Here is an 11205-nt window from a genome sequence, read left to right as displayed (position 1 = left end):
CTTGATCATCTTCACGACTTGCAGCTTGAAGCTGTCGTCGAATGTCCTGCGTTTGGTGGTCATGAAAAACTCCTCGATAGATGCATTTTCCACCTATCGAGGTGTCCGGGGAAATTAGACCACTACACAATGCCCTCCTCGTCAATCAACGGCTGGCCGATCACCCGCCCATCCGGCCCGAGGATCCCGGAAAACGCACTGTTGCGCCGTGAGAGCAAGGCTCGCGCCTGCGGGTAATCGGGCTCGAGCGCCTGGATAATCTCTTCACTGACCGTCGAGCACGAAACGACCGTGAACAGCTTGCCCTCGAAGCAGTGCGCAGCCGCGCGGACCTTGATGGCCTCGGCCATATCGTAGTCGGACGGGGCCACGGGCAAAGAGATGTAGCTGGCCACATGCACCAACTCCCCATCGGCGATCAAGGCAAACCGGGCCAGGGTGTTGGTGTTCTCACCACACGCCAACGCACCGAGGGGCCCCACCGTCGTGGCATGGACGCGCAGTGCCGAAGCATCGCCAGGCGCCCAGGTCAGTTTTTCGGCCCAGGTCGGCACCAGCTTGCGGTGCCGGCCAAGGATCCGCCCCTCATCGGAAATAGTCACCAGCGTGTTGTAGAGCGTACCCACGCCATGGCTACTCCGCTCGTTGACACCCACGACGACATTGATGTGATGGCGTGCCGCAGCCTGGGCAATCTTGGCAATCTCGGGGCCGGGAATCTCGATCGCCGAGCGCACCAGTTTCTCGAACCATGGGCTGCCTTCAATCGGGCTGCCCATCCAGTTCCAGTAGGGGTAGCCCGCCACAAACACCTCGGGAAAAGCCACCAGTCGCGCACCGTTGTCGGCGGCTTCCTCAATCAGACGGATCACTTTGTCGACGGTGGCGTCGGTGTCCAGGAAAACAGGGGCTGTCTGTACCGCCGCAGCCTTGAATCGGGGGAGTTCAAGCATGACAGTTCATCCGGTTGTACACGAAGGAATCAGGCCAGCCGCACAGGGCTGGCCCGTTGTTTACTGAGGCTGGCCTTTGCGCGGCTCGTCGCCGACGGCAACCACAGGGTTGCGCAGCGTGCCGATCTTCTCGACCCATGCCTCAACCACATCGCCTGGCCACAACCACTCTTGTGGCGTACGTCCGGCGCCTACGCCTGCGGGGGTGCCGGTGGCAATAATGTCTCCCGGTTCCAGGGTGATACCGGCACTGATATCGGCAATCAGCGTGGGGATGTTGAACAACAGATGGCGGGTATTGGAGTTTTGTTTCTCCACGCCATTGACCTTGAGGCTCAGGTTCAGGTTATGCGGGTCGCTGATCTCATCGGCGGTGACAATCACCGGGCCCAGTGGCGCATAGGTGTCCTGCCCCTTGGAGTAGATCCATTGACCGGCGCGCCGGTTGTCACGGGCACTGATATCGTTGAGCACGGTGTAGCCAAACACATGGCCCAGCGCCTCGGCCTCGCTCACACCTTTGGCGCGGCGCCCCATGATCACCGCCAGCTCCACCTCCCAATCCATCTGCCGGGTAATGGCTGCGTTGTGTTCGATGGCATCGCCCGGGCCGATCACCGTGGTCGGAGGCTTGGAGAAAATCACCGGCTGCGTGGGCAAGTCCTTTGAGGTGTCCAGCGAGCGGCTCGACTCCGCCACGTGCTCGACATAGTTCAGGCCGATGCCGAAGATGTTCTTGCGCGGCCGCGGGATAGGCGCCAGCAGCTTGACATTGGCCAACGGCAAAGCCACGTCCAGCGGCCACTGGCCGGCGCAAGCCTTGAGCAGCGCCGTCGTCGAGGCCACGGCATGGGGCCCCAGGTCGATAAAGTCGAGGATATTGTCCGGCAAGGCCTGGCCCGAGTGCTGGCCCAGGTGGTGCAGATCAATCACCAGATCGTCCACGATGGCCCCCAGTCGGGCGGCGGCACTCACGTGGGCGCGATAGGTTACGAGTCGCATGGTCGAAATTCTCCAGATAAATACAGCAGGGTGGTGTTCCAGGCCCGGGCTAGGCAGATGGCAGGACCGGTTGGTGGCCGCCGTTGTCAGCCAGCGCCTCCTCTCGATACAGGCCCAGTTTTTCCATCACCGGCAGGTCGCTGAAACAGAACAGGCAGGCGTCGTCACTCTGGGAGGCATTGACATGCTCATGCCAGGCCCAGGACGGCACGCAAAAAATGTCACGCTCCTGCCAGTCAAAGCGCAGGCCATTGATGATCGAGTAGCCTTTCCCCTTGGCCACCTGGTAGATAAAACTGCCGGTATGGCGATGGGCCTTGCCCACGAACCCCGGGCGCAGCAACTGCATGCTCGCGCCGATAGTGGCCAGGACATGGCCGCCATTGACGGGGCTGGTGTAGTGCATCAATGCACCATCGAAGGGGTTGTCGTCGCGGGCTGCCGAATAACGCAGCAGGGCCTCGTAGGTCGGTTCCCACTGGTACTTGAACAAGGGCGAATAGGGCTTGTTCCAGCCGATGTTCTCCGGGCGCAGGCCGGGCGCGCCCCACAGGCTCACCAGGTCGTCGACCGGGTGGCCGATCGCCTGTTGCAAGTCCGGGTGCACGGCATAGAACCCGGCCTCCAGGGCATTGACCAGGGGAATATCCAGGCCGTCCTGCCAGATGCACGGCAGGCCGTCCTCCTCGACACCGTGCTCGTGCCAGGTGCCGTTGGGCGTCAAGACAAAATCGTTGGCGCCCAGTGTCAGCTTGTGGCCGTCAACAATGGTGTAGGCCCCACGCCCCTCCATGATGAAACGCAGCGCCGAAGACGAATGCGCATGCGCGGAGGCCCGCTCGCCCGGGTGCATCACTTGCAGCCCGGAGTACAGCCAGCCCACGGCGGCAGACACCTCGGTCCGCCCCGGGTTGTTCAGGTAGATCACCCGGCGTCCGGCCTTTTCTGGCGTTACCAGGGTGACCGAGCGCAGTACATGCTCACGCAGGTCGCGGTAGCGCCAGAGCACCGGCACGGATTCGGACTGGGGCTGCCAGGGTTCGATTTTATTGGCCACGGTCCACAGTGCACCGGTCTTCAACTGATCCAGCTCACGGTAATAGGCCAGCAGTTCCGGGGTGTCTTCCACGTCGGCGCGCCCCACAATGCCTTCGCGGTATTGGTCATACGAGGTAGTCATGGTCTTTCTCCTCTTTACAGGATGCCGTGGGCACTGGGCCCTCAGGACTTGCTTCGGGTGAAGCTACGCTCAAGCGGGTCTTTGCCCCATTGATAGGGCAACGGCCATTCGACGTCTTGCCAACCTAGCCTTGCGCTCTCTCTCAGGAGCCAGGCCGAATCGGCCAGATGCGAACGCGACAAGGCACACAGGTCCGCACGCCCCGAGGCGATAATGCCGTTAACCTGGTCGGCCTCGGTGATCGCGCCTACCGCGATGGTGGGCACATGGGCTTCGTTGCGGATGCGGTCGGCAAACGGGGTCTGGTACATACGGCCATACACCGGCCGCTGGTCCGCGACCACCTCTCCTGAAGACGCCGCCACCATATCCGCGCCGCCTTCACTGAAACGCCGGGCAATCTCTACCGCCTCATCCACCTGGGTCCCGCCCGGGGCCCAATCCGTGGCCGAGATGCGGACCGAGATCGGCAAGTGATCGGGCCAGGCTTGACGTATGGCCGCCAAGACCTGGAGAGGGAAACGCAGGCGATTGGCCAATGAACCGCCGTACTCGTCGCTGCGCTGATTGGTCAGGGGCGAGATGAAACTTGAGAGCAGGAAGCCATGCCCGGCCTGCAGTTCAAGCCAGTCAAAGCCGGCCTCGGCAGCACGGCGCGCGGCATCGGCGAACTGCTTGCAAGCCCGGGCCAGGTCATCGCGGCTCGCTTCGTGCGGCACCTGCGAGATGTCCGCCAGGTACGGCAACGGGCTCGCACTGATCAGCGGCCAGTTACCATCGGCCTGTGGGTGGTCGGCCTTTTCCCAGCCCAACTGCGTAGAACCGCGACGCCCGGCGTGATTGAGCTGCACGCCGATATGCGCCCCACTCTCGGCATGCACGAAGTCGGTGATTTTTTTCCAGGCCACCACTTGCTCGGCGTTCCACAAGCCGGGATCGCCTGCGGTGATACGCGCCTGGGGCGAGACCGCCGTGGCCTCGGCCAATACCAGCCCGGCGCCGCCCAGGGCCTGGCCACCAAGATGGACCAGGTGGAAGTTGCCTGGCAGGCCATCCTGGCTGGAGTACAGCAAGGTGGGCGAGACCACGACCCGATTCTTCAAGGTCACACCGCGCACCGTGTAGGGGGTCAGAAACGGCGGGCGTGGCCGCTCCCCCGTGACCGTCGGCACACCCGCCCGCTGAGCCTGCCAGCGTTCGTAATCGCCGAGCCACTGGGGGTCGCGCAAGCGCAGGTTCTCGTGGGAAATACGTTGCGAGCGGGTCAACAGAGAGTAGGCAAACTGCTCCGGCTCCAAACGGGCATAACGCGCCACGTTCTCGAACCATTCCGTGGAGTTGCGCGCCGCATTCTGGATCTTCAACACCTCGATGCCACGCACCTGCTCGTAATGCGCCAGGCGTTCGCCCAGCGCCCCGCCGGCCTTGAGGGTGTTGCACAACTCGATAGCATCCTCCAGTGCCAGCTTGGTGCCCGAACCGATCGAGAAATGCGCGGTATGCGCCGCATCGCCCATCAGCACCACCGGCACTTCGCCGCCTTGCGGGCCATGGGGCTGGGTCCAATGCACCCATTTGCCACAGATCACCCGCGGGAAGCGGATCCAGATGGCCGCACCGCGCAGGTGCGAGGCATTCGAGAGCAGCGGTTCACCGTCAAGCCAGGGGGCGAACAGCTGTTCGCAGTAGGCGATCCCCTCCTCCTGGGACATCTGGTCGATCCCCGCCGCCTGCCAGGTGGCATCGGTCGTCTCGACGATAAACGTAGAAAGGCCGTCCTCGAACTGGTAAGCGTGGGCCTGGAACCAGCCATGCTCTGTGGGCACAAACAGAAAAGTGAAGGCTTCAAACACTTTGCGTGTCCCGAGCCAAACGAAGCGGCAATGGCGCTGGTCGATATCGGGCTGGTAGGTCTGCGCGTAGCGTGTACGCACCGCGCTGTTGACGCCATCGGATGCGATCACCAAGTCAGCGTTGTACTGGCGCGCAATCGCCTGGTCGTCCGTCACCAGGGTTTCAAAGACCAGTTTGACCCCCACCTCTTCGCAGCGCGCCTGCAAGATATTGAGCAGTTTCTTGCGGCCAATCCCGATAAAGCCATGGCCGGCACTGCGCATCAGGCGGTCTTTGAAATGGATGTCGATATCGTCCCAGCGACTGAACTCATTGGCGATGGTCTGCGCGGACACGGGGTCGGCTTCGCGCAGGTTGTCCAGGGTCGCATCGGAGAAGACCACCCCCCAACCGAAGGTATCGTAAGGTCGATTGCGTTCGACCACGACGACCTCATTGGAGGGGTTGTGCAACTTCATCAGCAAACCAAAGTACAGGCCGGCGGGACCACCGCCGATGCAGGCAATGTTCACATTGCGCTCCTTTCGTTATTGTCTTTATTGGGGGTGGAGGAAGCCGTCAGCGCCAGCCGCAACAGGCTCGGCAACTCGATGGCCTGATGACGCTCCAGGGACGTCGACACCAGGACCTGCGTGACCTTCATGCGCACCTGCCCCTCAAGGTCGGTACACCCCAGCGCCAGGGTCAGCGACTTGCCGCCAAGCCTGATCACCTCCAGGCTCAGTATGACGTCGTCGCCCATGCGGCTGATGGCCTGGAAGTCGGCTTCAAGGTGGACAGTCGGCAACCCGAAACGCAGCTTGCCGATGTAACCGGCGAAGCCCACATCGGGCAGAAGCTCGTCGATCCAGGACTCCAGCAAGTTGTTGAACATCACAAAATATTGCGGGTAGAACACAATGCCCGCCGGGTCGCACTCAGCGAAGCGGATACGGTGCTCACGTACGAATTTTTTCGGACTCATAGGACACTATCCTTGGAAAGGTAAGGCATGACGTTGCAGGCATTCGCGCAGCTGGTGGCCGTGCTCGTCGGCCAATGCCGCATCGCGCAGTTCACGTAGCGTCGTCGGCGCCAGGAAACGGGAGTGTTCGTCCACCACGGCCATCAACGTTTCGTAGTTCTTCAGGCCACGGGCGTGGGTGTCGCTGTAGCCCTTGACCAGGCGCTGGCACTGGGCGGCTTCCAGGGCCAGCGCCGGGTCGATCGCGGCCAGCGTCTGTACCCGTTGCAGCCATACTTCAATGCGCGCGTTTTCCTGGGTATAGCGCAGCGTTACACGGCGCCAGCGACGCCAGCGCGACAGGCCGTAGAGCAGGAGAAAACCGCTCAGGGAGCTGGTCTTGATCGTTCGCCCCTGCTGGGTGAAACGGGCCACCAGGCGATGGGTCCGATGGGGCTTGGCCAGCCAGCGGCCCAGGCCCGCCGGCAAGGTTTCGCAGATTTCTTCGATCCGCGGGTGCATGTACTCTTCAATCGTCAGGACCTGGTCGGCTTTGGAGCGCACCTCGCTGCGCACCCGCTCGAAGCGGCTGCCACGGGTCTTGAGGTCTGCCACCCGGATGGTGTCCTCGTAGGACATCCAGAGCGCCAGGTAACGGGCCGTCTCCCGCAGCAACTCGATATCCCCGCCGCCGGGGGCCGCTGACACTGTCTGGAGGCGGTCCAGATACAGGCGGGCGTAGTCCGGGTCCTGGTAATCGATAAGTCGGCGTACGCCCTCAACAACGATATCCACCACACTGGCCGGAAAACCTCGCGCCCGTTCGAGCAGCCCGGCCACCAGCGGATGCGGCGGCCGTGAGGCCTCAGGGCCCACGGCGGCACTGTGCGGTTCACGGGCTTCGTCCTGGGTCTCGCGTGCCCGGGTATAGCCCGCCTCGAAAGCCTGCAGGCTGGGTTTGACGCCAACGCCCCCGCGCTCAATCGTGGCCTGGAACTGCGTCCGGTTGAAGGGCAGTACCCCCGTGCCACTGAGGGCGCCAAACAACACGGCACTGATAACGCTGCCCGTGCGCTCGGCGACCTGCTCCATGTTGAAGCTGACAAAACGCTTGGCCGCCCGGCTCGCCTGGAGCAGCAGCGCCGCGCTGTCGACCCGGCCGTCGCCCATCGCCGACTTCTCGGCAATCGAATAGACCCGGTGGGTCGAGGTCACAAAGGTGGTCCGCTCAGGGGTGACGAAGCCACGCTGCACAGCACGCCCAGCCTCCATCAGCTCCGAGGCCAGCACGATATCCACATCCCCCGGCAATGGCGCCTGCGAGAGCACCGGCACCCTGGCTTGTGGAGCATCGGCACCGGGGAACAGCTCAACGTAATAAATCGTCGCGCCAGTGCGCTGTGCAACCCCGGGAACAGAGGTGGTCTGGGCGAAATAGCCGTTCTGCTCCCCCAGGTTGACAATCCAGTCGGCGAGTACGCCACCGCCCTCGCCGCCCATGGCGAGAATGGCAATCTTGATAGGTTCACTGGGCATAGACAGACTCCAGAGCCGGCACGAGGTGCGTACCGGCTCCCATGACAAGTTGATAATTGCCAGCACGGGGCGAGAGGTGCGCAGGCGCGCGTCGGCCCCCAAGGCTGACCCCACAGGAAAACATGCAGGCTTGATCCATCATGGCAATCTCGCTGGGCGTGCGGGCAGCAGGAACACCGCCACGGCGGCCACCAGGCCTACCAGCGCAAACGCAATGAAGTTCCAGGCCTGGCCTATCCCGCTGCCGGCCACGTAGCCACCCAGCAAGGGCCCGCTCATCGCCCCGAACCGTGCAAAGCTCAGGCCCCAGCCAGTCGCGGCGGCCCGTACCCGTGGCGGGTAGTAGTCGGCCAGATGGCCCGTCAAAATCAGCGAGGCGCCAATGCTCCCCAGGCCCGCAATGGCAACCAACACATAATTGAGAGCCATGCTATTGCGCGCAGCCAGGGCAAAGATGGCCAACGCCCCCACCAGGTAGAACACCCCGACCACCGCCCGCACGCCGAAGCGATCTGCCGCGCGCCCCAGAAACAAGCCCCCCAACGCCGAGGCCAGGCTGAACATGATCAACAGGCCCAGGCTGGAGCCCAGGTCGTAACCACTCTGGCGCATGATGGTGGGCAGCCAGGTGTTGAGGCCGTAGATCAGCAGCAGGCCGCAGAACAAGGCCACCCAGAAGCAGGCCGTCGCCCGCAGGTGCCGCCGGGCAAAGACCTCGGCCAGTACCTGCTGCCAGGCCGGCTGTTGGCTGAGCGGCTGCGCCGGCAGCTCGGGCACAGCCATCTGCAACTGTGTGGCGAGCCTTGTCGCCTCCTGTGTGCGCCCTTGACCGACCAGGTACTCAAGCGACTCCGGCAGCATGCGCGCCATCGGCCACAGCAACAGCACCGGCAGCACGCCGACGGCAATCACCCCGCGCCACCCCTGGGTGGGCAGCAACCAGATCGCCGCGGCGGCGGCACACAGGATGCCCAGCGAATAACCGGAATACATCAACCCGTAATTGAAGCTGCGGCGCTCGGCTCGCGAATATTCGACGGTCAAGGCCGCAGCGACCGGAATCACACCACCCAGGCCCAAGCCCCCGACAAACCGGAAGAAGCCGAACCAGGCCGGCGTGGGCGCCCAGGCAGCGCCAGCCATCATCAGCGAGAACACCAGCACGCACAGCAACAGCATGCGTCGGCGCCCAAGCAGTTCACTGAGCATCCCCACCAGCAGCGCACCGAAAAACATGCCGATCATCGCGTAGCTGCTGAGCATCCCCAGTTCCAGCGGCGTCAGGCTCCAGGCCTTGTCCTGCGCCAGTGCCGGCAGGATCGCCCCCATCACGCCCACGTCGTAGCCTTCAAACAAGATGGCCAGCCAGCACACGAACAGGACCCTGGCCGTGACCCTGGAAGGTGGGCCGAGCTCGGGGACGTCGCTTATGCCCACGCGGTTCATAGGGCATACCGGGAGCGACGGCGGGCATCGGCATCCTGCAACACGCCAATGACTGCGATCCGCACACGCTGGCTGAAGCGGTCCCACCACGAAGGGTTACTGACAATCTGGGCCCGGTAAAACGATGGGCAGAGCACCGCGGCATGGGCGACCTCGCCACAGTTGCCACACCCCACGCAGCTCTCCATCACCATGGCCACCGGGTCTTGGCGCAACGGGTCCGGGTTATCGCGGATCGACAAGGAAGGGCATCCAGAAAGACGGATGCAGGAGTGATCGCCGGTACAGGTATCCGGGTCGATGCCAAAGCGCTCACGCACAACCCGCTGACCGTCGGCCAAGGCTTTGCGCACGACCTTTTTCTCGCGACGCTGCAGATTGAGCATGCATTCGCTCTGCGCGATCAGCACCTTCGGCCCGGCCTCCTGGGTAGTCAAGGCTTCGCGCAGGGTCGAGACCATGGCTTTGAGGTCATAGGTGCGCTTGATCGTGCGCACCCACTCGACCCCCACCCCCTTGACCGCTTTCTCGATTTCATGACCGGTGCTGCGCGAGGCATTGGCCGCCCGCGACGACAACACATCCTGGCCGCCGGTGGCCGAGGCGTAGTTGTTGTCGATAATGATCGTCAGGTTGTCACTGCGATTGAACACCGCATTGGCGACACCGCTGGTCAGGCCGTTGTGCCAGAACCCCCCGTCGCCCATCAGCGAGATAGCGCGCTTGCTCGCCGGCGCCGTGCCCGGGGCCACGTTGAAGGCCGCTGAACTGGCGCCTCCCAAACCGTACCCCATGGTCGTACTGCCGAGGTTGAAGGGCGGCAGGATCGAAAACAGATGGCAGCCGATATCGGCACTGATGTGATGCTTGCCAAGCTCACGCTCGACCAGCTTGATCGCCGTGAAAATCGGGCGCTCCGGGCATCCGGTACACAGGCCTGGCGGTCGCGGGTGGACGATCCGGTCCAGGGACTGCTTGGCCATCATGGCATTGGTGGCCAGCCCTTCAGGCGACTCGTCGGTCGGCAGCATCACGATCGGGATGCCAAGCGATTGCTCAGGGGCCTGCAGGACCCCATAGCGCTCCAGAAAAGCGCGTACGCCCGCAAGCACCGTGGCGGTGTTGTAGTCCCCGGCCAGCGGCAGCATGTCCTTGCCATGCAACGCCGTTTCCAGCCCCAGCTGGCGCAGGATCGTCGAAACGTTTTGCTCTACAAAATTGGGCTGGCCTTCTTCCAGCAGCAAGATGGCGCGCTTGCCCTGGCAGAAGCGTTCAAACTCCTCGTCAACCAGCGGGTAGGCCACGTTCATGACGTACAAGGGAATTGTCGAGGTGCCGTAGACATCGGACAACCCCAACTTCTGCAACGCACGGATAAGCGTGTTGTAGTTGCCCCCCTGCAGGGCGATGCCGACATCCGCCGCGCCCTCAGAGAAGAACTCGTTGAGCTGGCGCTCTTGGATAAACCGGATCGCCGCCGGCCAGCGTTGCTGGATTTTCTCCCGTTCGTGCAGGAAGCTCGCGGGCGGCAAGACGATGCGGTCGAGGTCGCGCACCGGGTTTTCCAGGGCATCCTTGACCGTAAAGGGCGGCGGGCGGTTATCGGAGGCGATAAACTGACCATGCAGATGGCAAGAGCGAATGCGCATCTGCAACATCACCGGGGTGTTGCTGGCCTCGGACAGATCGAAGCCATCCTTGACCGCCTGCACAATGCTTGGCAGGTTCGGACGCGGGTCAAGCAACCACATCTGCGACTTCATCGCGAACGCATGGCTGCGCTCCTGCATGATCGAGGAGCCTTCGCCATAATCCTCGCCCACGATGACCAGCGCGCCTCCCGTCACCCCGCCGGATGCCAGGTTGGCCAACGCATCGGAGGCCACATTGGTCCCCACCGTGGCCTTGAAGGTAATCGCACCGCGCAATGGATAGTTGACCGACGCCGCCAGCATCGCCGCCGCCGTGGCCTCACTGGCGCTGTTTTCAAAGCGGATGCCATATTCACCCAGAATGTCCTGGGCATCCGAGAGCACGTCCATCAAATGAGAGATGGGCGAACCCTGGTACCCCCCGACATACGCCACACCCGACTCCAGCAACGCCTTGGTGACGGCCAGGATGCCTTCGCCGTTGAACACCTCGCCGGCGCCAGCACGCAACTTCTTCACTTCCTGGACAAAGGATCGCTCGGCCATGGTGCTTATCTCTCAGATCAAGTGAACAAAACTGTCTATGGCTTCTACCTTCATACGGGGAGGCAGTCGCGTCAATGCATGAATAATCATGTA

Annotated in this window: 8 protein-coding genes; all 8 read right to left on the bottom strand. The window is 63.0% G+C overall.

Translation table 11 applies throughout. From position 1 onward, the window contains the following. Positions 1-122 precede the first annotated feature (122 nt). Positions 123-953 carry a carbon-nitrogen hydrolase family protein gene (locus tag BLL38_RS24600; protein ID WP_242627637.1) on the bottom strand — a complete coding sequence of 277 codons (831 nt, stop codon included), beginning with the start codon at positions 951-953 and terminating at the stop codon, positions 123-125. A gap of 60 nt (positions 954-1013) precedes the next feature. After that, positions 1014-1955 carry a fumarylacetoacetate hydrolase family protein gene (locus tag BLL38_RS24595; RefSeq protein WP_076964658.1) on the bottom strand — a complete coding sequence of 314 codons (942 nt, stop codon included), beginning with the start codon at positions 1953-1955 and terminating at the stop codon, positions 1014-1016. Between the two features lie 49 nt (positions 1956-2004). Continuing rightward, the gene (locus BLL38_RS24590) at positions 2005-3135 is read right to left on the bottom strand and encodes a cupin domain-containing protein (RefSeq protein WP_076964657.1); all 1131 of its coding nucleotides are present in this window, start codon (positions 3133-3135) and stop codon (positions 2005-2007) included. Between the two features lie 41 nt (positions 3136-3176). After that, positions 3177-5501 (bottom strand): bifunctional salicylyl-CoA 5-hydroxylase/oxidoreductase, encoded by a 2325-nt coding sequence (locus BLL38_RS24585; protein WP_076964656.1) that lies wholly within the window; start codon positions 5499-5501, stop codon positions 3177-3179. Continuing rightward, entirely contained in the window at positions 5498-5953 is a 456-nt protein-coding gene (locus BLL38_RS24580; protein ID WP_076964655.1) for an acyl-CoA thioesterase, read from the bottom strand. The genes BLL38_RS24585 and BLL38_RS24580 overlap by 4 nt, the downstream gene beginning before the upstream one ends. Before the next feature lie 6 nt (positions 5954-5959). Beyond that, entirely contained in the window at positions 5960-7468 is a 1509-nt protein-coding gene (locus BLL38_RS24575) for an indolepyruvate oxidoreductase subunit beta family protein (protein WP_076964654.1), read from the bottom strand. Positions 7469-7606: 138 nt separating this feature from the next. Next, positions 7607-8914, bottom strand: coding sequence for an MFS transporter (locus BLL38_RS24570; protein WP_076964653.1), 1308 nt, complete (start codon positions 8912-8914; stop codon positions 7607-7609). Further along, positions 8911-11112, bottom strand: coding sequence for a thiamine pyrophosphate-dependent enzyme (locus BLL38_RS24565; RefSeq protein WP_076964652.1), 2202 nt, complete (start codon positions 11110-11112; stop codon positions 8911-8913). Before BLL38_RS24565 ends, BLL38_RS24570 begins: the two co-directional genes overlap by 4 nt. Positions 11113-11205: the final 93 nt, after the last annotated feature.

Source organism: Pseudomonas gessardii (genome assembly GCF_001983165.1).
GTDB classification, from domain to species: Bacteria; Pseudomonadota; Gammaproteobacteria; order Pseudomonadales; family Pseudomonadaceae; genus Aquipseudomonas; species Aquipseudomonas gessardii.
The sequence above is the reverse complement of the archived record's forward strand: the minus strand, read 5'-3'. Positions and strand labels throughout refer to the sequence as shown.

Bases quoted from the DNA above. Each gene is read 5' to 3' on its own strand.
- BLL38_RS24600 (WP_242627637.1), bottom strand. From the start codon at position 953: ATGCTTGAACTCCCCCGATTCAAGGCTGCGGCGGTACAGACAGCCCCT.
- BLL38_RS24595 (WP_076964658.1), bottom strand. From the start codon at position 1,955: ATGCGACTCGTAACCTATCGCGCCCACGTGAGTGCCGCCGCCCGACTG.
- BLL38_RS24590 (WP_076964657.1), bottom strand. From the start codon at position 3,135: ATGACTACCTCGTATGACCAATACCGCGAAGGCATTGTGGGGCGCGCC.
- BLL38_RS24580 (WP_076964655.1), bottom strand. From the start codon at position 5,953: ATGAGTCCGAAAAAATTCGTACGTGAGCACCGTATCCGCTTCGCTGAG.
- BLL38_RS24575 (WP_076964654.1), bottom strand. From the start codon at position 7,468: ATGCCCAGTGAACCTATCAAGATTGCCATTCTCGCCATGGGCGGCGAG.
- BLL38_RS24570 (WP_076964653.1), bottom strand. From the start codon at position 8,914: ATGAACCGCGTGGGCATAAGCGACGTCCCCGAGCTCGGCCCACCTTCC.
- BLL38_RS24565 (WP_076964652.1), bottom strand. From the start codon at position 11,112: ATGGCCGAGCGATCCTTTGTCCAGGAAGTGAAGAAGTTGCGTGCTGGC.